At 71.5% G+C, this 20,634-nt stretch carries 19 protein-coding genes, 2 tRNA genes, 1 other RNA gene and 1 pseudogene; 19 read left to right on the top strand and 4 right to left on the bottom strand.

The window, feature by feature from the left end; translation table 11 throughout:
* Positions 1-635 precede the first annotated feature (635 nt).
* Positions 636-1,745: a DUF1152 domain-containing protein gene (locus ABZ919_RS36170; RefSeq protein ID WP_361256731.1), complete on the bottom strand. Its 1,110-nt coding sequence runs from the start codon at positions 1,743-1,745 to the stop codon at positions 636-638.
* Positions 1,746-1,826: 81 nt separating this feature from the next.
* Between ABZ919_RS36170 and ABZ919_RS36165 the strand changes: the two genes are divergently transcribed.
* The 13 genes from ABZ919_RS36165 (at position 1,827) to ABZ919_RS36105 (ending at position 10,510) form a co-directional block, all read left to right on the top strand.
* Positions 1,827-2,567: a GntR family transcriptional regulator gene (locus ABZ919_RS36165; protein ID WP_361256728.1), complete on the top strand. Its 741-nt coding sequence runs from the start codon at positions 1,827-1,829 to the stop codon at positions 2,565-2,567.
* Positions 2,568-2,844: 277 nt separating this feature from the next.
* Positions 2,845-3,279, top strand: coding sequence for an ATP-binding protein (locus ABZ919_RS36160; RefSeq protein ID WP_361256725.1), 435 nt, complete (start codon positions 2,845-2,847; stop codon positions 3,277-3,279).
* Positions 3,280-3,363: 84 nt separating this feature from the next.
* On the top strand, positions 3,364-4,092 hold the full coding sequence (locus ABZ919_RS36155) for a GntR family transcriptional regulator (RefSeq protein ID WP_361256723.1): 729 nt from the start codon (positions 3,364-3,366) through the stop codon (positions 4,090-4,092).
* Between the two features lie 125 nt (positions 4,093-4,217).
* The gene (locus ABZ919_RS36150) at positions 4,218-4,568 is read left to right on the top strand and encodes a hypothetical protein (protein ID WP_361256720.1); all 351 of its coding nucleotides are present in this window, start codon (positions 4,218-4,220) and stop codon (positions 4,566-4,568) included.
* Positions 4,569-4,573: 5 nt separating this feature from the next.
* Entirely contained in the window at positions 4,574-5,947 is a 1,374-nt protein-coding gene (locus tag ABZ919_RS36145; RefSeq protein ID WP_361256717.1) for an FtsK/SpoIIIE domain-containing protein, read from the top strand.
* 132 nt (positions 5,948-6,079) lie between these two features.
* The gene (locus ABZ919_RS36140; protein WP_361256714.1) at positions 6,080-6,703 is read left to right on the top strand and encodes a DUF2637 domain-containing protein; all 624 of its coding nucleotides are present in this window, start codon (positions 6,080-6,082) and stop codon (positions 6,701-6,703) included.
* An 18-nt stretch (positions 6,704-6,721) separates the two neighbouring features.
* A complete protein-coding gene (locus tag ABZ919_RS36135; RefSeq protein ID WP_361256711.1) occupies positions 6,722-6,913 on the top strand; it encodes a hypothetical protein in 192 nt (63 codons plus the stop codon).
* A complete protein-coding gene (locus ABZ919_RS36130) occupies positions 6,913-7,104 on the top strand; it encodes a mobile element transfer protein (RefSeq protein ID WP_361256708.1) in 192 nt (63 codons plus the stop codon). The genes ABZ919_RS36135 and ABZ919_RS36130 overlap by 1 nt, the downstream gene beginning before the upstream one ends.
* Positions 7,105-7,114: 10 nt before the next feature.
* A complete protein-coding gene (locus tag ABZ919_RS36125) occupies positions 7,115-7,309 on the top strand; it encodes a hypothetical protein (RefSeq protein ID WP_361256705.1) in 195 nt (64 codons plus the stop codon).
* Between the two features lie 14 nt (positions 7,310-7,323).
* On the top strand, positions 7,324-7,581 hold the full coding sequence (locus ABZ919_RS36120) for a SpdD protein (protein ID WP_361256703.1): 258 nt from the start codon (positions 7,324-7,326) through the stop codon (positions 7,579-7,581).
* Positions 7,582-7,714: 133 nt separating this feature from the next.
* Positions 7,715-9,022, top strand: a complete 1,308-nt coding sequence (locus ABZ919_RS36115; RefSeq protein WP_361256700.1) for a replication initiator — start codon at positions 7,715-7,717, stop codon at positions 9,020-9,022.
* The gene (locus ABZ919_RS36110; RefSeq protein ID WP_361256697.1) at positions 9,015-9,248 is read left to right on the top strand and encodes an excisionase family DNA-binding protein; all 234 of its coding nucleotides are present in this window, start codon (positions 9,015-9,017) and stop codon (positions 9,246-9,248) included. The genes ABZ919_RS36115 and ABZ919_RS36110 overlap by 8 nt, the downstream gene beginning before the upstream one ends.
* 11 nt (positions 9,249-9,259) lie before the next feature.
* Positions 9,260-10,510, top strand: coding sequence for a tyrosine-type recombinase/integrase (locus ABZ919_RS36105; RefSeq protein WP_361256694.1), 1,251 nt, complete (start codon positions 9,260-9,262; stop codon positions 10,508-10,510).
* A 79-nt stretch (positions 10,511-10,589) separates the two neighbouring features.
* Here the strand turns inward: ABZ919_RS36105 and ABZ919_RS36100 are convergent.
* Positions 10,590-10,677, bottom strand: a tRNA-Ser gene (locus ABZ919_RS36100).
* A 96-nt stretch (positions 10,678-10,773) separates the two neighbouring features.
* On the opposite strand from ABZ919_RS36100, the gene ffs reads away from it, so the two are divergent.
* From ffs to ABZ919_RS36070, 6 genes are all read left to right on the top strand, one after another.
* Positions 10,774-10,872, top strand: an RNA gene (gene ffs / locus ABZ919_RS36095) — signal recognition particle sRNA small type.
* Between the two features lie 74 nt (positions 10,873-10,946).
* Positions 10,947-13,316 (top strand): DNA polymerase III subunit gamma and tau, encoded by a 2,370-nt coding sequence (locus ABZ919_RS36090; protein ID WP_361256691.1) that lies wholly within the window; start codon positions 10,947-10,949, stop codon positions 13,314-13,316.
* A 550-nt stretch (positions 13,317-13,866) separates the two neighbouring features.
* A complete protein-coding gene (gene purD, locus ABZ919_RS36085) occupies positions 13,867-15,129 on the top strand; it encodes a phosphoribosylamine--glycine ligase (RefSeq protein ID WP_361256688.1) in 1,263 nt (420 codons plus the stop codon).
* A gap of 264 nt (positions 15,130-15,393) precedes the next feature.
* Complete coding sequence (locus ABZ919_RS36080) at positions 15,394-17,313, top strand: hypothetical protein (RefSeq protein ID WP_361256685.1); 1,920 nt, start codon at positions 15,394-15,396, stop codon at positions 17,311-17,313.
* 201 nt (positions 17,314-17,514) lie between these two features.
* Positions 17,515-18,996: a N,N-dimethylformamidase beta subunit family domain-containing protein gene (locus tag ABZ919_RS36075; protein WP_361256682.1), complete on the top strand. Its 1,482-nt coding sequence runs from the start codon at positions 17,515-17,517 to the stop codon at positions 18,994-18,996.
* A gap of 92 nt (positions 18,997-19,088) precedes the next feature.
* On the top strand, positions 19,089-19,988 hold the full coding sequence (locus tag ABZ919_RS36070; protein ID WP_361256680.1) for a phosphoribosylaminoimidazolesuccinocarboxamide synthase: 900 nt from the start codon (positions 19,089-19,091) through the stop codon (positions 19,986-19,988).
* A gap of 62 nt (positions 19,989-20,050) precedes the next feature.
* Here ABZ919_RS36070 and ABZ919_RS36065 read toward each other — a convergent pair.
* Together ABZ919_RS36065 and ABZ919_RS36060 are read right to left on the bottom strand one after the other, a co-directional pair.
* Positions 20,051-20,126: transfer RNA gene (locus ABZ919_RS36065), tRNA-Gly, on the bottom strand.
* A gap of 23 nt (positions 20,127-20,149) precedes the next feature.
* A pseudogene (locus ABZ919_RS36060) lies at positions 20,150-20,612 on the bottom strand (LuxR C-terminal-related transcriptional regulator); the annotation flags it as partial.
* Positions 20,613-20,634: the final 22 nt, after the last annotated feature.

The following is a 20,634-nucleotide window of genomic DNA, read 5'->3' as shown; positions in this document are numbered from 1 at the left end:
CAAATCCTTTTTTTGTGCTTTGGTTCGGGTATTACAGTGGTGTGCTCTCCGTTTCGGGCCCCCCGCCCCCCGGGTACGCCCTCACACCGGGGGGGGGCGGCGGGCCCGCCCCCCCCCGACGTCACTTCCGGCGCACGGCGCCTACCGATCAGATCTTTAGCGCGATCTTTATCCCTGCCAGAAGTTGCGGGTGTCCAGTACCCACCACCTTCCCCAGCTCCCATCCCGTCTGCCGTCGACCCACACACCGTGGAGCGGGCGTGGTTCAGGGGCGTCAAGGTGGAGCGCGCCACTGTACGAACGACCTTGACGCCCCTGGGCCGCGGCTGCTCGGCTCTGCCTGGGTCGACGGCAGACGGGATGGGAGCCCCCCGCGCACGCCACTCACCGGCCGGCACTCGCGAACGGAGCCCCCTCCATCTCGGAGCCTGAGCGCCCCCGCCGGAGGCTCGTTCTGACCGTGGCCGCTCCGTGCGGTGCTCGACTCATGGCCTTCGGCCCTATCCACACGTGGGCGCGCGTCGGCGCAGCGTGCGCGGAGCGGGCCGAAGGCAGGAGCGCAGCGCGCAGCGGAGCCGGGAAGCGCGCCCGGCGGAGCGGAGCGCAGCCGGGGCTTGAACCCGTGAAGAAAGTTGTTACTCAGGCTTCGTCGTGATGTTCGTCGTGATGTGCCACAGGGGCTCGTCGTACTGCTCTGGGCGGCTGTTGATGAGCAGTTGGCGCAGGGCATCGCGCTGGGAGCCGTTGAGGTTCAGGGCCTCGGTGATGTGGCGGAACGTCGTGTGGGTGACTCCGCGGCTGCGGGCCGCCGTCTCGAACTGGTCGAGCTGGAGCAGCAAGGCCTCGGTGTCGAGCTGTACCGGCGGCTGGTCCTTCAGCCACGCAGCCTTGTTGCGCTCGTAGTCGATCTCGGAAAAGCCGCAGATTTCGCGGCTGTAGGCCTCGACCTCGTCCAGGGTTGCGGTCGTCATGACGGCGCGGGCCAGGGTGTTGCGGCTCAGCGCTTCGTCCAGGTCGACCTCGTGCACCCTCGGGCTCTCGCCGGTGAGTGGCACGGGTAGGCCGGCGTCTCGAATCTCGCAGGTGCCCCGGACGCCTCGGGCTGTTGCAGCGAGCATCGCCGTCGCCTCGGAGGGGTGCCACTCCAGGACCGCGCTGATCGCCTCTACGTCCTTCGCCGTGAGGGTGTGTACGACGGCACCGAGCACGGGGCGAAGGTCATCTGCGGAGAGTTCGCCGTCCAGACCTGGCCCGGCAACCAACAGGCGGATGGACGCGTTGACCTGGCAGGCGGCAGCGAGGGTGAGGGCATCGCCGAGTGGACTCTTCAGTGTGGGCTCGTCGCCTCGCGCAAGGATGTCGCCGCCGACGTCCAGGAGGTCAATTGACTCCGGCTCCAGGTGACTGACCAACTCTTCCAACTGGCGCGTGACGCCCTCGGCGCCCTGGTGAGGGTCGAGCAATGCGAAGGTGTGCGGGAGCTCTGCCGCGAGTCTCGGGAGGGTGGACCCTGCCGGAGCGACCGGGCGGGCTTCGGCCGGCACTGCCGAGACAGCTGGGGTGATCTGGCTGAGGCCGGTGAAGGCGTGGGCTCCTCGCGGACCCGGTACCGGATCGATGAGCAAGCGATCCCACGCGTACGTGAGGACCACGGCCTGGTCCTCGTCGCCGTACAGGGCGGCGTCAAGCATTGCGGCGGCGACAGCGTCGCCCCCTCCTCCTGCTGCGACGATCAACCGCGTCATACCAACCAGCCTACGGGTTTCAAAGTTGGCCACTCGCCCTATAGTGGCTAGAGGCCATAGCCACTTGGACAGGGAGGGAGCATGCCTCAGATTGAGGAAGCTCAGCCGAAGTACCTGCAGATCGCCCACTTCATTCGTGATCAGATCCTTCGAGGAGACCTGCGGGCAGGGGACGAGGTCCCATCGGAACGGCAACTCGCCTTGGACTGGAAGGTGTCCAGGCCCACCGCGGCCCGCTCACTGGAGGCGCTGAGCCATCAGGGCCTGGTCGAGAAGCGGCAGGGATCTGGGACGTACGTCCGTAGTCTCGAAGTGAACCGACGAGCGCGGGAGTTGTACGGCCGCGCTCGCCAGACCGGGAAGATCTACACACCTGGGGAGTACGCCGTCATCACGTCTGCCGGCTGGGCGGACGCACCGGACCACGTGGCCGAGGCCTTGGGGCTAACCAAGGATCGACGGGCCGTGCATCGGCGCCGCGTGACCAACAACCAGGACGGGCCCATCACACTGTCCACCTCGTGGTTCGCCCCGGACGTCGGCCAAAGGGCCCCGAAGATCTTGGATCCTGAGCGGATCCAAGAGGGAACCCTCATGTACGTCGAGAACATGACGGGACGCCAGGGGAGCTACGCCGAGGACCGCATGTGTGCGCGGACCGCGACGGACGAAGAAGCAGCTGACCTCCGACTTGCCGCCGGTTCAGCTGTCCTGATTGTCCATCACGTCGTTTTCGACCTCCAGGATCGACCGCTGGAGTTCGCCGAAGCCACCTACCCGCCGCACCGCTGGGCGTTCGAACAGGGCTACCCACTCACCTGATCTGCCTCCAGTTGCGTCGAAGCGCTTGCAGAGCGTGAGTGGCTAATGCCACCATCCAGTAAGTGGCTAAGGCCACTTCGCTGGAAGGGGGCACGGCGTGACGAGTCGGCGGCCGGAACAGGACGCGCGCTTAGCTTGCCGGGGTTGCCGGGGGCGCGGTTGGAAGCGCGTCAGCACGCGTACCACGCTGGCGCATTCCACCGTCAACGACCGTGCCCGCGCCACATCGAAGCGACGGTGCCTCGACTGCGACGGCACCGGCAAGGAGTGAGCACGGATGGCCTACATGCTCGACCGTGACCCATGCCCCGAGTCGCCTCGGCTCGGAGCGATGACCTTGCATCCGACTGCTCAGTCGGTGCCACGCGCACGACGGTGGTTCCAGAAATTCATTGCTCCGTACTGCCCCACCTGCTCGATCGAGGACTGTGTCCTGTTGATCTCGGAGTTGGTGACCAACGCGATCCTCTACGGCCGGTCGGATGAGCCCTGGGTCGTTCGGGTGGAGTGGTACCGCGAGGGAAGCTCGCTCCGGATCGAGGTACACAATCCGGGCTTCCCCGCGAATGTGCGGATGCGTCGGCCGGAGCAGGACGACGCGCACGGTCGGGGCCTGCTCCTGGTCGACTCCATCGCTGACTCGTGGCACTGGGGCTCCAGCCGCTTCGGCGGCACCGTCGTGTCCTTCGCGATGGCTGATGCCTGGCAATGAGGGCACCCGCCTCTGGCGGTGCGTTGCCGGGCACCGCTAGTCTGGTTGACCAGTTGACTTGGCCAATCTCGATAGGCGGCGTTCATGGCGTATGAGGTGGAGGCACCGAAGTACGTACGCCTCGCGCAGACCATCCAGCGTCGCATCGAGGACGGCACGTACCCGCCCGGCACGAGGGTCCCCAGTGAGAATCAGCTGGTGCAGGCGTTCGGGATGTCCCGGCCGACGGTCGTGCGGGCTCTGGAGCTGCTGAAGCGTGACGGCTGGCTGGAATCGCGTCAGGGCTACGGCACGATCGTCCGCGGGCGCCCGGCCGTCGTGGAACAGAAGGATCGTCGAGGCCGTGAGGCGCTGGAGCGCGACGAGTCGCAGACACCGGGGCGCCTCGTTGAGGTCGGCGAAATCCCTGTGCCCGCCCGTGTCGCCTCTGCGCTCGGTCTACCCAAGCGGGCCAAGGTGCTCGTGCGTCGATTCTTGGTCGAAGAGGATGCCGAAACCGTCGAGCTCGTCTCCACCTACTTCCCCGCCGGCCTGGTCGACGGTACCGAGCTCGCAAGCGAAGACGTCCTGGTCGGCGGTGTCCGTGGGCACCTGGAGGCCCGGAAAAAGATCCGCTTCGACCATGTGACCGAGCGGGTCTCGGCTCGGCTGCCCGAAGCGAACGAAGCTGCTCTCCTCGGTCTACCCGAAGGGGTGCCGGTTCTCAGTGTCCTGGTCATCGCCTGCGACGCTGCCGGTCAAGCCTTGCAGGTCTCCGACGTGCTATTGCCTGCCGACCGGCAAGAACTCGAAGACACCTACCGCTTGAACTGAGCCCGGGCACGGCGCGCCTCTTCCGCCGTTTCCACGTGACAAGTCAACTTGGCATCTCCAGCTTCGAGCTTGCTAAGTCAACTTGTCAGGCGACAGGTTGAACGAACTCGAAGGAGACACTTCTTGTGCGTGTGATCCGTGTTGACGCCTCCTCCGCCACGATCCTGCTGACCGAAGCGCCGGCGCCGAAGGTGCGCGACCGGCAGACCGGTGAGATCGCCAAGGACGCCGTGTCCGGTGAGGCGCTGATGACCGTCGGCGTCGTCTACATCGATGAGGGCGAGTCGTCTCTGGTCCAGGTCACCGTTCCTGAGAGCGGTGTCACGGACGGTCTGACTGTCGGTGCTCCCGTGTCGCTGCCGGGACTCGTTGCCCGGCCGTGGGAGAGCGTGTTCAACGGCCAGCAGCGGCACGGCATCGCCTACCGGGCCACTGCCGTTACGCCGGGCGCGTTCCCGATGGCTCAGGCGGGCTGATCGACGTGACCGACCTGATGACTGTGGCCGAGCTGGGAGGGCCGCTCGCTGCAATAGGCGGCGCGGCCTATACCCGGCACGCTCACCCGGCGTTGTACTGGTCCACGGTTGGGCTGCCGGTCTCGGTGGCCCGGTTCGTGGCCTCGTACTCGTCCACCATGGACGCCTGTGGCCTGACCGTCGAACCGTCCCGGTGGCGGGCGCTGGCCGTCAAGGCGACCACTCGTCGTGAGGTGCGGCCGGTCCCGCCTCGCCGGGGTCTGATCCGACCCACCTCGACCGGTCTCCGGATCCGGTTGCGGTTGGCTCCGGGGCAGGAACCGGCTGACGTAGCGGCCTCGGCGGAACGACTCCGCCACGCTTGGGGCGTCCACGCCGTGTACGTACGGGACATCAAGCCCGGTGTGGTCGAACTCCGGCTCGTCGGCTTTGACGTCCTGCGGAAGGTGCGGATGCCTCGCCGGAATGACGGCGGTCTTCTCCAGGTCCCGGTGGCTCTGCGGGAGGACGCAACCGCCTTCCTTCGCGACTACCGCACCGTGCCGCATGAACTCGTCCTCGGCGCCACGCTGTCCGGCAAGTCCATGTTCCTGCGGAACCTGCTCACTGGGCTGGCGGCTCAACCGGTGGTCCTGGTCGGCATCGACTGCAAGCGCGGTGTCGAGCTGGCCCCGTTCGCCGCCCGCCTCTCCGCGCTGGCGACCGACCCGGACCAGGCGGCCGAGCTGCTGCCCGTGCTCGTGAAGGAGATGGAGGACCGATACGACCTGATCAAGGCCCGGCAGGGCATCGCGCCCGGCACCCCGGACGAGGAGATCACCTCGGACATCTGGGGCCTGCCTGAGGGCGAACGCCCTGCCCCCGTCGTACTGTTCATCGATGAGGTGGCCGAACTCTTCCTCGTGGCCACGCGGAAGGAAGAGGAGCGGCGGGACGAGATGGTCACCCAGCTGATCCGCCTCGCCCAGCTCGGCCGAGCGGCCGGCATCTATCTGGAGGTCTGCGGGCAGCGCTTCGGTGCCGAGCTGGGCAAGGGCGCGACCATGCTCCGCGCTCAGCTCACCGGACGTGTCTGCCACCGCGTCAACGACGAAGCCTCCGCCAAGATGGCGCTCGGCGACATCGCCCCCGATGCGGCCTCCGCCGCCTGTGCCATCGCCGCTGACAAACCGGGCTTGGCCGTCGCAGGGGATACCTCCGGCGGCTGGTCCAGGATCCGTACCCCTTACCTGTCCCTCGCTGATGCTGCGGCCGTGTGCCGAGAGTCCGCGCACCTCGCCCCGGACGTACCGGCGCTCACGCCCTTCAGGCCGTACGTGCCGCCCGCGCCCGTAGAGCCCACGAGACCGGCCACCGCCCCTCGTCCGGTCACCGAGTAGCCCACCGCAACCAACGGCCGGCGTGGCCGTCCCGCGCCAAGTCCCTACCCCCGCCATGTCTGGAGAAGGGAGATCACTCGCCATGCGCCCCCGCTGCGAGGACGACTCCGACTACCCCGGTGAGTCGTTCTGATGGCCCGGCCCGCCCCGCGCGTGGACGCGGTCCTGGTGCAGGCAGTCATCGCCGGTGCCCTGTCCTTCGCTCACCTCCATGACCTCGCTGCCGCCGCCGGACAGGCCGGCTGGAAGGCCTGGGCTTACCCGATCAGCGTTGACCTGCTGCTGGTCGCTGCCTGGCGGCGGCTCCGCTCCGGCGGGTCGAAAGCGGCGGCCTGGTGCTGGTTCCTCGTCGCGCTGGTCGCGTCGCTCGGCGCCAACGTCGCCACCGCCGGACTCCTCGACCTGGGTGCCGTACCGGCCTGGCTGCGCATCCTCGTCGCCGGATGGCCTGCCGTCGCCTTCCTCGGCGGAACCCTCCTCGTCCACGGCTCCCCGAAGCCGGAAGGAACAGCGGCCCACGGACAGGAAGGCAACCCGGCCCCGGCCGTTCCCTCAGCGCCTGAACTGCCCGCTGCAGAGCCCGAATCGCCCCCGCCCTCGACAACCCCCGTCCCGCCCGCGCTCGTCGCCCTGGGCCGCAAGGTCGCCGACGAACACCGCGCTCGGACCGGATCCGCAATCGACACCGCGACCCTTCGCGCCCGGCTCGGCGTCCCGCTGCCCCTCGCCGAAGCCGTCGCAGCCCAGCTCACCTGACCCGGAGGAACTTTCCCCTTGCGTCCGTCCACGCTGCGTGCGCTGAAGCGCGCCGCCGAGCTGACCCGCCAGAACCGCCTCACCGAAGCCGTGCTGATCGCCGAACCGGTGATCCTCGCCGCCGACAGCTACGAGGGCGACGAGATCTTGCGCTGGCTCGCCGAGCACGTCACCGACTTCACCGGCGAAACCGACAAGGAGATCCGCTGATGACCGCCAACCGCCGCTTTCGGAACGTCGTGCGCATCGGCCCGGTCCAGGTCGCCACGTACTACGACGGCCGAGGCCGTGAGAAGCACACCGCCGCCTGCACGGCTCCCCGCTGCGGCTTCTCCACGGACTACGACAGCCGCGCCGCCGCCGAGCTGGCCGCCCGCACCCACCGCTGCGCCGTCCGCTGAGGGAGCTCCCGTGACCGTCTCGCTGCCGCTCGTCTTCGTCCTCGGCGTCATCGCCTGGGCTGCGATCAAGTTCCTCGGCATCCGCCTCTGGGTCGCCGTCGTGATTGCCCTGTTCGGCTTTTACCTCTCCCACACCTTCCTGGCCCCGGCCATCGACACCGGCACCCGTTCCGGGGTCGGCGTCGTCGACGGCACTCACAAGTGACAAGGAGGTCCGCCATGTTTCGCCCCAAGCTGCCCGACATGCCGACCCTGCCGACCACGGCCGTCACGCCGCAGCAGATACAGCCCTCGGCTCCTTCCGCCGGCCGTCCCCTCGCCCCCTTTGTGGGCGTCGGCGTCGGCGCTGTCGCCGCGGTGGCCGTCGTCGGCATCGTCCTCACCGCGCTCCTGGCGGCCGTCGCCATCTCGGCCGTGGCCGTGGCCATCGCCGCCGTGGTCCTGCGCTCCCTCGTCAGCAACGCGCACAAGCGCTGACCGGCCTCCGGGGCGACAACAACGCCGCCAAGCATCCCGTCGCCCCGGGGCCGTCCCTTCCCGACCGCCGAAACAGTCGAAAGGAAGTCCCATCATCACCCGGCAGACTCCGCCCCCGCTGGCGGAACTCTCCATGCTGGCCTCCCTGGGCACCATGCCCGAGCTGGCTCGTCAGCTGTCCGGCCTGGGCGGCTGCACCAACCCCGTACGCCTCGACGGCCACCGCACCGAATACGACGTCGACACCACGACCGGAGAGATCGGCCGCGTCCTGCACCACCTCGACTCCGGCTCGCTCCCTGCCGGTCAGCTCCTGGTCCGATGCAACAACCGCCGTGCCACCCGCTGCGCGGCCTGCGCCGAGACTTACCGCCGCGACACCTTCCACCTGATCACCGCTGGCCTCCGCGGCGGCAAAGGCACCCCGGAACAGGTCGGCACCCACCCGCGCGTCTTCGCCACCTTCACCGCCCCCGGCTTCGGCCCGGTCCACAACCGTCCCACCAGCGGGAAGGGCTGCCGCTGCGGCATCCGGCACGACGAAACAGACCCCGTCCTGGGCACGCCGTTGGACCCGGACAGTTACGACTACGAAGCGGCCGTGCTCTGGAACGCGCACGCCGGGGCCCTGTGGCGGCGCTTCTCGATCTACCTCCGCCGCGAGGTCGCCAAGCGCGCCGGACTCACCCAACGCGACTTCCGCGATCACGCGCGTATCTCCTTTGCCAAGGTCGCCGAGTACCAAAAGCGCGGTGCCGTCCACTTCCACGCGGTCATCCGTCTCGACGGCCCGGAGGGTGGCGACACGGCTCCGCCGGCCTGGGCCACGACCGAACTGCTGGCCGGCGCCATCCGCTCGGCTGCCACTGCGGCGCGCATCGACGGCCCGGAGATCGACGGCCGGTCGCACACCTTCGTCTTCGGCCGACAGCTCGACGTCCGCCCGATCCGCTCCGCCGACTTCGACGGCGGCCAGGAGCTGACCGAGCGGGCCGTAGCGGCGTACATCGCCAAGTACGCAACCAAGGGCGCCGAGACAGCCACGGGCACCCTCGACCGGCCCATCCGGTTCCTCGCCGAACTGGCACAAGCACGGATCACCGAACACGCCCAGCGCCTGATCCGAACCGCCTGGACCCTCGGCGCACGCCCCGAGCTGGCAGACCTCCGGCTCCGCGCCTGGGCCCACATGCTCGGCTTCCGCGGCCACTTCTCCACCAAGTCCCGCCGCTACTCGACCACGCTCGGGGCTCTCCGCGATGCCCGCGCCGAATGGCGCCGCGCACAAGCCACCCCGGCTGTTACGCAGCAGGACGGCGAGACCACGCTCGTCCTCGCCCACTGGGTCTTCGCCGGAACCGGCCTCAGCGCTGCCGAGGCCTGGCTCGCCGCATCCCTCGAACCCGCCCCCGGAACGGAAGGAGAACCGACCCATGGTTGAGCCCCGACCGACCGTTGCCCTGCCGGAGACGGCTGATCCCACGCTGGTGCTCCTGACCGTGGAGGAGGCGGCTCGGCGGCTCCGTATCGGCCGTACGACGTGCTTCCGGCTCGTCCTCGCCGGTGAGATCGAGTCGGTCACCGTCGGGCGGCTTCGTCGAGTCCCCGTCGATGCCGTGCTCGCCTACGTGGCCAAGCTGCGCCATCAACCTGCCGAAGCGGCCTGAGGGGGAGCGGCATGGCAGAGCAGAAGCGCACTCGTCAGCCCAACGGTGCCTCCTCGATTTACCTCGGCAAGGACGGCAAATGGCACGGACGAGTGACGGTCGGCGTCCGCGATGACGGCAAGCCTGACCGCCGCCACATCGAGCGAAAGACCAAGGCCGAGGTGACCAAGGCCGTTCGCGAGATGGAGCGGGCGCGGGATGAGAAGAAGCTCAGGAAGGTGGGCAAGAGCTGGACCGTCCAGTCCTGGCTGGAGCACTGGGTCGAGAACATTGCCAGGCCGTACGTCTCCGAGAACACGTACGACGGGTATGAGGTCGACGTACGCGTGCACCTGGTGCCCGGCCTCGGTGCCCACAAGCTGGACCGCCTGGAGCCCGAGCACCTGGAGCGCTTCTACCGGAAGATGCAGGATTCCGGGAGCTCCGCCGGCACCGCCCACCACGTCCACCGGACGATCCGGGTCGCCCTCGGTGAGGCGGTGCGGCGCGGGCACGTCGCCACAAACGCGGCTGAGATCGCCAAGGCTCCTCGCCTCGAAGAGGAGGACATCGAGCCGTACACGATCGAAGAGGTTCAAAGCCTCCTCGTGGAGGCGGCCAAGCTCCGCAACAGCGCGCGCTGGGTCGTCGCCCTGGCTCTCGGTCTCCGCCAAGGGGAAGCGCTCGGGCTGCACTGGGAGGACGTCGACTTGGCCGCAGGGTATGTCCGTATCCGCAAGAACCGGCTGCGGCCCAAGTACGCGCACGGCTGCGGTGCGGATCCGTGTGGCAGGAAGGCGGGCTACTGCCCCAAGCGGTCGCAGATCCGCCGCGAGCACAAGTCGACCAAGTCACGCGCGGGGCGGCGCACCATCGGGCTGCCTGACCCGCTGATCAAGATTCTCCGCCAGCACCAAGAGGTACAGGACCGGGAGCGGATCGCGGCCGGGGCCGACTGGGAGGGCAAGGGGTACGTCTTCGCCTCCCCGATCGGCGGGCCGCTGAGCCCGAACACGGACTTCCACGTCTGGAAGCGGCTTCTCCGGGACGCGGGCGTACGAGACGGCCGTCTCCACGACGCTCGCCACACCGCCGCGACCGTGCTCCTGATCCTCGGTGTCCCGGACGTCGTGATCGACGCGATCATGGGCTGGGAGCCTGGGGGAGCGGCGCGGATGCGCGCCCGCTACATGCATGTGACGGGAGTCATGCTCCGGAAAGTCGCTCAGCAAGTCGGAGACGCGCTCTGGGCGCTGCCTGGCACCGAAGAAAAATCCGACTGAGACGGAAACTGAGACGGACAACGTCGAAGGGCCCCACTGCGAACAGTGGGGCCCTTCGACATCGTGCCCGGTGAGGCACTGGCGGAGGATACGAGATTCGAACTCGTGAGGGGTTGCCCCCAACACGCTTTCCAAGCGTGCGCCCTAGGCCTCTAGGCGAATCCTCCGCCGGAAACATTACATGACCGAGGGGAGTGCTCGCGAACCCGTTCCCGCTGGCCGTCATCGGGTACAGCCCGTGGGCTGCGATCGGGTAGGGTGGGCGCAGCCCCTCACGCGGCGCTATCTGACTGAACTCCCCCAGGGCCGGAAGGCAGCAAGGGTAGGTTGGCTCTGGCGGGTGCGTGGGGGGCGCTTGCGTTTCCGGCCGCGCCGGATCCGCCCGGGCGTCCGCGGCCGGGACCGGTTGTCAGTGGGCGCCTATAACCTCGTATGCGTGTCGTCTCTCGCGCTGTACCGCCGCTATCGCCCGGAGACCTTTGCCGAGGTCATCGGGCAGGAGCATGTCACCGACCCGCTGCAGCAGGCGCTGCGGAACAACCGGGTCAATCACGCGTACCTGTTCAGCGGGCCGCGTGGGTGCGGGAAGACGACCAGCGCGCGCATCCTCGCCCGCTGTCTGAACTGTGAGCAGGGTCCCACTCCCACCCCCTGCGGGGAGTGCCAGTCCTGCCAGGACCTCGCGCGCAACGGCCCGGGCTCGATCGACGTCATCGAGATCGACGCGGCTTCCCACGGTGGTGTGGACGACGCCCGTGAGCTGCGCGAGAAGGCGTTCTTCGGCCCTGCGAGCAGCCGCTACAAGATCTACATCATCGACGAGGCCCACATGGTCACGTCGGCCGGCTTCAACGCGCTGCTGAAGGTCGTCGAGGAGCCGCCGGAGCATCTCAAGTTCATCTTCGCGACCACCGAGCCCGAGAAGGTCATCGGCACGATCCGGTCGCGGACCCATCACTACCCCTTCCGGCTGGTGCCGCCCGGCACCCTGCGGGACTACCTCGCCGAGGTGTGCGGGCGGGAGGACATCCCGGTCGAGGAGGGCGTGCTCCCGCTCGTCGTGCGCGCCGGCGCCGGTTCCGTGCGTGACTCCATGTCCGTCATGGACCAGCTCCTCGCCGGTGCCGGAGAAGAGGGTGTGACCTATGCCATGGCCACCTCTCTCCTCGGGTACACCGACGGGTCCCTTCTCGACTCCGTCGTCGAGGCCTTCGCCACCGGGGACGGGGCGGCGGCCTTCGAGGTCGTGGACCGTGTCATCGAGGGGGGCAACGACCCGCGGCGGTTCGTCGCCGACCTGCTGGAGCGGCTGCGTGACCTGGTGATCCTCGCCGCCGTGCCGGACGCCGTGGAGAAGGGGCTCATCGACGCCCCGGCCGACGTCCTGGAGCGTATGCAGGCCCAGGCCTCCACCTTCGGCGCCGCCGAGCTGAGCCGCGCCGCCGACCTGGTCAACGAGGGCCTGACCGAGATGCGCGGCGCCACCTCGCCCCGCCTCCAGCTGGAACTGATCTGCGCGCGCGTGCTGCTCCCCGCCGCCTACGGGGACGAGCGCTCGATGATGGCCCGCCTCGACCGCCTCGAGCGCGGCGTCAGCTTCACGGGCGGCGCAGGCGCGCCCGCCATGGGGTACGTCCCCGGGCCCGAGGCCCATGGCGGCGCCCCCCTGCCCTCCGTACCGCCCGGCGGCGGCCCGGCGGCGGCCCGCGCTGCCGTACGAGCGTCCGGCGGGCCGGGTGCCGGTGGCCCGGGCGTCGCCGGCCCTGCCGGTGGTCCCGGTACGGGTGGTGCCGGTGCCGGTGCCGGTGTCGGTGGTGCGGGCGTCGGTGGTCCCGCGGGCGGTCCTGATACCGGTGGGCCGGCCGCCGGTGGCCCGGCTCCCGCTGCTCCCGCACCTACGGCCCCCACGCCTTCCCAGCCTCCGGCGACGCCCGCGCCCGCCCCGGCAGCGGCCGCCCCGACGGCACCCGCCCCGGCAGCGGCCGCCCCGACGGCACCCGCCCCGGCGTCCGCCGCCCCCGGCGCCTGGCCCACCGCGGCTGCCGCCGGCAGCGGCCGACGTCCCGGTGGCTGGCCCACAGCCGCGGCACCGGCGGGCGGCGCGCCGCAGGGGCCCACCCCGGACCGTCCCGCTCCCGCCCAGCAGCAGCCCCCGGCGCCCCTCGCGGCCCCGGCACCGTCCGCGGGCGCCCCCGCCGGCGGTCTCGACCCCCGCACGCTCTGGCCGAACATCCTGGAGGCCGTCAAGAACCGCCGCCGTTTCACCTGGATCCTGCTCAGCCAGAACGCCCAGGTGACCGGCTTCGACGGCACCACCCTCCAGCTCGGCTTCGTCAACGCCGGCGCCCGCGACAACTTCGCCGGCAGTGGCAGCGAGGACGTGCTGCGGGCGGCGCTCGCCGAGCAGTTCAACGTGCAGTGGAAGATCGAAGCGATCGTCGACCCGTCCGGCGGCGGCTCCGCGCCCCCGTCCGGCGGTGGCGCGGGCTTCGGCGGCGCAGGGGGGCACGGCGGTGCTCCCGTCGGGGGCGGCGGGGGCTACGGCGCCCCGGCCGCACCCCGCCCCGCGGCTTCCCAGCCGGTCCCGCAGGCGTCCGCGGCCCGGCAGTCCGGCCCCGCGGTCGCCCCGGCGGCTGTCGGCCCCGGGCCGCAGCCCGCCGCCGCGCCCGAGCCGCCTCCGGTCGCCCCCGAGGACGACATCCCCGAGGACGACGACCCGGACCTGGACGAGTCGGCCCTCTCGGGCCACGAACTGATCGTGCGGGAACTGGGAGCGACGGTGGTGGAGGAGTTCTCGAACGAGTAGGGCTGCCGAGCGGGGCCCTCGCGGCGTCGGCCGGGGCACGTCTCCCGGCGTCCGACGGGTGCATGCCTCCCGGCTCCCGGCCGGTGCGCTTCGGCTCCCGCCGGTGGATGCCTCCGGGCTCCCGCCGGTGCACCACTCCCCGCGTCCCGTCAGGGCGCCCCTCCTGGGCTCCGGCCGATGCACCCCTCCGGACTCCCGGCCGGTGCACTTCGGCTCCCGCTGATCCACCCCTCCCCGCGCGTCCCGTCAGGGCGCCCCTCCTGGGCTCCCGGCCGATGCACCCCGGCTCCCACCGGTGCACCCCTCCGTCCCGCCAGGGCCCTCCGTCCCGCCAGGGCCCCCTCCGGCCCCGGGCGATGCACCCCGGGCCCCCCAGGGGCCCCCTCCCCGCGTCCCGCCAGGGCCCCCTCCCGGCCACCGGCCGATGCACCCCGGGCCCCCCAGGGCCCCCCTCCCCGCGTCCCGCCAATGTGCCCGGTGCGCCCTTTGGAGGAAAGCCCAACAAACCCGGCTCCCGGACTTCGGCAACCTTGCCATTAGGCTGACCCCCGTGAAGGTCCTCGTCATCGGCAGCGGCGCCCGCGAACACGCCCTGTGCCGCTCCCTGTCCCTCGACCCCGACGTCACCGCGCTGCACTGCGCCCCCGGCAACGCCGGCATCGCCGAGGTCGCCGAGCTGCACCCGGTCGACGCGCTCGACGGCAAGGCGGTCGTCGAACTGGCCGCCGGCCTCGGTGCCGACCTGGTCGTCGTCGGCCCGGAGGCACCGCTGGTCGCCGGTGTGGCCGACGCCGTCCGCGCCGCGGGCATCCCGGTGTTCGGCCCCTCGAAGGAGGCCGCCCAGCTGGAGGGCTCCAAGGCCTTCGCCAAGGACGTCATGGCGGCGGCCGGGGTGCCGACCGCCCGCTCCTACGTGTGCACGACGGCCGAGGAGGTCGCCGAGGCCCTCGACGCCTTCGGCGCCCCCTACGTCGTGAAGGACGACGGGCTCGCCGCGGGCAAGGGCGTCGTCGTCACCGACGACCTGGAAGCCGCCAGGACCCACGCCGCCGCCTGCGACCGCGTAGTCATCGAGGAGTTCCTCGACGGCCCCGAGGTGTCCCTGTTCGCGATCACCGACGGGGAGACGGTCGTACCGCTCCAGCCCGCCCAGGACTTCAAGCGCGCCCTGGACGGCGACGAGGGTCCCAACACCGGCGGCATGGGCGCGTACTCGCCGCTGCCGTGGGCCGAGCCGAAGCTGGTCGACGAGGTGCTCCAGACCGTCCTGCAGCCGACCGTGGACGAGCTGCGCCGCCGCGGCACCCCCTTCTCCGGGCTGCTCTACGCGGGCCTGGCGATCACCGGCCGCGGTGTCCGGGTGATCGAGTTCAACGCCCGCTTCGGCGACCCGGAGACCCAGGTCGTGCTGGCCCGGCTGAGGACCCCGCTGGCCGGCCTCCTCACCGCCGCCGCCACCGGCAACCTCGCCGACCTTCCGCCGCTGCGCTGGAGCGATGACGCGGCCGTCACCGTCGTCGTCGCCTCGCACAACTACCCGGACACCCCGCGCACCGGCGACCCGATCACCGGCCTGGACGAGGTGGCCGCCGAGGACGCCCCGCACGCGTACGTCCTGCACGCCGGGACCAGGCGGGACGGCGACGCGGTGGTCAGCGCGGGCGGACGGGTGCTGTCCGTCACCGCCATCGGCAAGGACCTGACCGAGGCCCGCGAGCGGGCGTACCGGGCGGTGGGCCGGATCGGCCTGGACGGCTCCCAGCACCGCACCGACATCGCCGCGAAGGCGGCGGCCCAGGCGGCAGGCGCCTGACCTGCCCTCCTCCCGATGCGGGCCCCGGATCCCCGATCCGGGGCCTGATCTTTGCTTTCTGTCACCCACCTCTGACCAAGGCCATTCCATCGAGTGAGCAATCGCCCATACGGCTGACGGGGGCCGGGGGCCCAACTAGGGTGCCGCGCAAGCGTTCCGGCACTTGGCCCACCGGCATTGCGATGTCAGTGGCGGGTGTCACAGTGGGGGAGTGAGCACCACCAGGACAGCACGGGATCGGCAGCGAGGGGGTGAGGGCGGGACGTGACCGGAATCGGTGCGGAGGCGGGCGCGCAGGCCGCGCGCTCCCGGGCCCTCGCCGTACTGCGGGTCCGGGGCCGGGCGCTGGCCGTGTCCCTGTTGCCCGCGGCCGCCGCGGTGATCCTGCTGACCGGCGGTTCCACCGGCCACTTCGTCGGCCGGGGCTGGGACGTGGCCCGCTGGGTCGTGGGTGTGCTCGCCCTGCTGGTCCTGCTGGCCGCCGCCGGCATCGCCCTGGTCGTGGCCCGGGCCCGCCCCGCCGTCAGTCCGACGGTCCCGATCCAGGAGGACTCCGCCCCGGACCTGTACCGGATGGTGCGCGACCTCGCCGACCGTCTGGACGTGCCGGCCCCCTCGGCCATAGCGCTCACCCCGGACTGCGACAGCTGGCTCGAGGACCGCACGCACTCCGCTCACGGCCCGCCTCCGCGCCCCGTGCCCGACGAGGACGAGATAGCGGGCCCGGGCCGCCGCCGCGCCCCCGTCGCCCCGGTGCTCGTCATCGGCTCCCCGTTCCTGTGGTGGATGCGGGTGGGCGAGCTGCGCGCGGTCCTCGCCCCGGTCATCGCCGGTACGGGCCCTTCGGCCCACCCCGACATAGCCGCCGCCCGGCGCTTCGTGCGCGGTCTGGACGCGGCCGTGGCGGTCGCCTCGACACCCGGCCGCTGCCCGCTCACCCGTGGCGTGTGCGCGGCCCTCGGCTGGGTGGCCCGGCTGATGCTGCGCGGCTGCCGGGAGCACGCGACACAGATGGAGCGCGGGGTCGCCGCGGCGGCGGCCGAGCGCGCCCAGACCGTGGACTACGGCCTGCGGATCGTCGCCCAGGAGCAGGTCGGTCTCGCCTACGCCGGCTGGGACCGGCTGCTGACCAGGGTCGCGCTGCCCGCCTGGCGCATGGGCCGCTGGCCCTCCCGGCTGGACGCCGGCGTGGTGGCGGCGCTCACCGAGCTGTCCCGGCGCGACCGCCTGGCCGAGGGCTTCACCTCGCGGCTCGGCGAGCGGCCCGCCTGCGACCTGCTGGAGGAGCCCGGGGTGGTGGACGAGGCGGCCTCGTTGCTCGCCGCGCGCCTCTTCCACGGCGGGCCCGCGGAGTGCGGTCCGGACTGGGCGCCGGTGGACTGGCAGGCGTATCCGGAGGAGGTCGTGGACCGCACCTGGCGCGCCGGCGCGGCCCGCCTGCACCGCGTCCTGGACTCCCTCGGCGTCCGCCCCAGTCCCGACCCCGCGGCCGCCCATCCCGGCGGCCCCACCCTGGCCCGCGTCCTGGACCACCTCGCCGAGCCGGGCACACGAGCAGCGGCACAGGAGACCCCGCTCGTGCCGCTCGCCCCGCCGACCGGCCCGCAGGCCGCCGGCGGCGAGGACACTCCGCAGGGGCCGTCCGCACCCGGCCACGAGAGCGGCACGTTCGGGGGCGGGAACCCGGGCGGCGGAAGCGAGGCCGAGCCGGAGGCCTCCCGCGCCGAAGCGCCGCCGGCGTCCCACGAAGCCGAGGCGGTACCGGCGCCCGACGACCCCGGCACGGAGCGCAGCGCCACCCTCGCCGCCGGCCTGAGCGCCGAGCTGGCCCGTGAGGAAGCCCGTGCGCCGAGAGCCGGGGCGACCGCTTCCGGCCAGAGTCCCGACAGCGCCCTGTGGGACGACGGCGGGCTGCCGCTGTTCCCGCTGCAGCCCCCGCGCACGGCCCGCGACCTGCTCACCGAGCACGTCACGGCGATGGTGTGCTGCGCGGCCGTCGACACCGCCGGCGCGGTCCCCGCCCTGGACTGGCTCGACGGCCCCTCCCTGCTGCTGGGCGGCGAGCGGGCCACCGACCTCACGCCCAAGGTGCTCAGCCTGATCGAGGAGGGGGACCCGGGCCCGCTGCGCGACTGGCTGGCCGCGTCGGGGATACGCCCCGAGAAGCCGGTACGGCTCGTATAACAGGAGCCCTGTCTTCCACTTCAGGTCAATTCGCAACGACTAGTGACCGCCCCCGTGCGTTATGTGATGTGCTGGGAGCGACCACGCACCTGGCAAGGGCGTGCGACATACGACAGCACGGCCGAGCACAGCGCCCACCACCGAGCACAGCGAGCACCACCGAGACAGGACGACACGGGGGCACGAGGGAGGGGACCGACCATGGCCTCGGACCACATCCGCCGCTGGGAGTCCGGAGCGCTCGCGCATGCCGTCACGGACCCCTTCGGTCAGGGCCCGGTGCCCTGGCTGCGCGGCAGTGAGACCTACTTCGACGACACCGGTCATGTGGTGCCGTGGTACGTCGACCCCGGCGCGCAGCCGCTCACCGGGGTCGGGCCCGCCCCGCGCGTGCCCGGACCCCGTTCCGCCGACGACGTGCGCAGGCAGATCAAGGGCTTCACCTCCACCGGGGCGGTCGCTCCGGGCGAGGCGATCGACTTCCACATCACGGTCGACCCGCCCCAGCAGTTCAGCGTCGACATCTACCGGATCGGCCACTACGGCGGCGACGGCGCCGCGAAGATCACCACGAGCCCGCGCCTCTCCGGCATCGTGCAGCCCCCGCCGCTGGCCGCCGACCGCACGGTCTCCTGCCACCACTGGTGGCTGTCCTGGCGCCTCCAGGTGCCCTCCCACTGGGGCATCGGCGCTTATGTGGCCGTGCTCACCACCGACGACGGCTACCGCTCCCACGTGCCGTTCACGGTCCGCGACGACCACCCCGCCGACCTGCTCCTGCTGCTGCCCGACGTCACCTGGCAGGCGTACAACCTGTATCCGGAGGACGGTCGCACCGGCGCCAGCCTCTACCACGCCTGGGACGAGAAGGGCAGCCTGCTCGGCGAGGCCGACGCGGCCACCACGGTCTCCTTCGACCGCCCGTACGCGGGCGCCGGCCTGCCCCTGCACGTCGGGCACGCCTACGACTTCATCCGCTGGGCCGAGCGCTACGGCTACGACCTCGCCTACGCCGACGCCCGCGATCTGCACGCCGGGCGGGTCGACCCCGGCCGGTACCGGGGCCTGGTCTTCCCCGGGCACGACGAGTACTGGTCGGTGCCGATGCGCCGGGCCGTCGAGGACGCCCGTGACCGGGGCACCTCGCTGGTCTTCCTCTCCGCCAACACCATGTACTGGCAGGTGGAGTTGGGACCGTCCCCGTCCGGTGTCCCGGACCGGCTGCTGACCTGCCGCAAGCGCAAGGGCCCCGGAAAGCCGGTGCTGTGGCGCGAGATCGACCGGCCCGAACAGCAGGTGGTCGGCATCCAGTACGCGGGCCGGGTGCCCGAGCCGCACCCGCTGGTCGTCCGCAACGCCGGGCACTGGCTGTGGGAGGCGACCGGCGCGCACGAGGGCGACGCGATCGACGGCCTCGTCGCCGGCGAGGCCGACCGGTACTTCCCGCGCACCCCGCTGCCCGCGCACGAGGAGCGCATCCTGCTCGCCCACTCCCCGTACACCGACAACGACGGCGTCCTGCGCCACCAGGAGACCTCCCTGTACCGCGCCCCCTCCGGCGCCTGGGTCTTCGCCTCCGGCACCTTCGCCTGGTCCCCCGCCCTGGACCGCCCCGGCCATGTGGAACCCCGTATCCAGCGCGCCACGGCCAACCTCCTGGACCGCATCTGCAAACGCGACTGACCCCCTCGGGCCCGTCTGCGACCCCCTGGCCGGAACCCATCACCCCCATAAGGGAGAATCGAGGCACTTGGACAGAACCACGGGGAGGAACCGTGTCCGGATTCGTAGAAAAGCCCGAGCCGACTCAGGTTCCGGGCCTGGTGCACCTGCACACCGGAAAGGTGCGCGAGCTGTACCAGAACGAGGCGGGCGACCTCGTGATGGTCGCCAGCGACCGCATGTCCGCCTACGACTGGGTGCTGCCGACGGAGATCCCCGACAAGGGCCGCGTCCTCACCCAGCTCTCCCTGTGGTGGTTCGACCAGCTGCGCGACCTGGCCCCGAACCACGTGATCAGCACCGAGCTGCCCGAGGGGGCTCCGGCCGACTGGGCGGGCCGCACGCTGGTCTGCAAGTCCCTGAAGATGGTCCCGGTCGAGTGCGTGGCCCGCGGCTATCTCACCGGTTCGGGCCTGCTGGAGTACAACGAGTCCCGTACGGTCTGCGGCCTCGCCCTCCCCGAAGGCCTCGTCGACGGCTCCGAACTCCCCGGCCCGATCTTCACCCCGGCCACCAAGGCCGAGGTCGGCGAGCACGACGAGAACGTCTCCTACGAGGAGGTCGCCCGCCAGGTCGGCGCCGACACCGCCGCCCAGCTGCGCCAGGCCACCCTCGCCGTGTACTCCCGCGCCCGCGACATCGCCCGCGACCGGGGGATCATCCTGGCCGACACCAAGTTCGAGTTCGGCTTCGACGGCGACACACTCGTCCTCGCCGACGAGGTCCTCACCCCGGACTCCTCCCGCTTCTGGCCGGCCGACCAGTGGCAGCCGGGCCGCGCCCAGCCGTCGTACGACAAGCAGTTCGTCCGGGACTGGCTGACCTCCGCCGAGTCCGGCTGGGACCGGAAGAGCGAGCAGCCCCCGCCGTCGCTGCCCGAGGAGGTCGTGGCGGCGACCCGGCAGAAGTACGTGGAGGCCTACGAGCGGCTGACGGGCTTGAGCTGGAGCTGACGCCCCGCCCCCGGCGCGCCGGGGGCGACGCAAAAGGCCCCCGGGGAACCGGGGGCCTTTCCTGGAGCGGACGACGAGGCTCGAACTCGCGACCTCAACCTTGGCAAGGTTGCGCTCTACCAACTGAGCTACGTCCGCGTTGCGCCGTGGCGCGAGAGCAACTATACCCAACCTCGCTCCTGTGCGAGACGCACCGCGGCACGTCGGTTCTCGGCGCCGAGTTTCGTGACCGCCGAGGAGAGGGGGTTGCGCACGGTCCCCGGTACCGGCGGGCCCGCTCTGCGATCTCCGCGACCGGCGTTCCGGCGGCCGCCGGCTTTCGCACCTCGGCCTGCCGGGCGGTCGGCGGGCAGGCCCCGGCGCAGATCACGCCTGCGGCCAACTCCGGGTCCGCCGAACGGTTTCCGGCGTGCGCGGTGCGGCTGCTCGCGCGGGCCGCCGGCGCCGACCGTCGTCGGGGCGGACCCGCGCACACCGGTCCCGAGCGCCCGTTCTGGACGGCCGGGCCGCCCGCGTCCGGCGGTGATCCGTACCTGGCAGCCGTGCAGTTCGAGGTGCAGGGATGGGTGGCGATGTGGCGACCTTCACACCGTCGGCGCCCGGCATCCGGAGATCCGGCACGGCCCCAGCGGGCGCTGGGCCTGGG

Origin of the sequence: Streptomyces sp. NPDC046759 (assembly GCF_040645475.1) — a bacterium.
Classification (GTDB): Bacteria; Actinomycetota; Actinomycetes; order Streptomycetales; family Streptomycetaceae; genus Streptomyces.
This window is presented reverse-complemented; position numbering and strand designations above follow the sequence as displayed.

Excerpts from the sequence above, each read along its gene's own strand:
- ABZ919_RS36170 (WP_361256731.1), bottom strand. The coding sequence starts at position 1,745 with ATGACGCGGTTGATCGTCGCAGCAGGAGGAGGGGGCGACGCTGTCGCC.
- ABZ919_RS36165 (WP_361256728.1), top strand. The coding sequence starts at position 1,827 with ATGCCTCAGATTGAGGAAGCTCAGCCGAAGTACCTGCAGATCGCCCAC.
- ABZ919_RS36160 (WP_361256725.1), top strand. The coding sequence starts at position 2,845 with ATGGCCTACATGCTCGACCGTGACCCATGCCCCGAGTCGCCTCGGCTC.
- ABZ919_RS36155 (WP_361256723.1), top strand. The coding sequence starts at position 3,364 with ATGGCGTATGAGGTGGAGGCACCGAAGTACGTACGCCTCGCGCAGACC.
- ABZ919_RS36140 (WP_361256714.1), top strand. The coding sequence starts at position 6,080 with ATGGCCCGGCCCGCCCCGCGCGTGGACGCGGTCCTGGTGCAGGCAGTC.
- ABZ919_RS36130 (WP_361256708.1), top strand. The coding sequence starts at position 6,913 with ATGACCGCCAACCGCCGCTTTCGGAACGTCGTGCGCATCGGCCCGGTC.
- ABZ919_RS36120 (WP_361256703.1), top strand. The coding sequence starts at position 7,324 with ATGTTTCGCCCCAAGCTGCCCGACATGCCGACCCTGCCGACCACGGCC.
- ABZ919_RS36115 (WP_361256700.1), top strand. The coding sequence starts at position 7,715 with ATGCTGGCCTCCCTGGGCACCATGCCCGAGCTGGCTCGTCAGCTGTCC.
- ABZ919_RS36110 (WP_361256697.1), top strand. The coding sequence starts at position 9,015 with ATGGTTGAGCCCCGACCGACCGTTGCCCTGCCGGAGACGGCTGATCCC.
- ABZ919_RS36105 (WP_361256694.1), top strand. The coding sequence starts at position 9,260 with ATGGCAGAGCAGAAGCGCACTCGTCAGCCCAACGGTGCCTCCTCGATT.
- ABZ919_RS36075 (WP_361256682.1), top strand. The coding sequence starts at position 17,515 with ATGGCCTCGGACCACATCCGCCGCTGGGAGTCCGGAGCGCTCGCGCAT.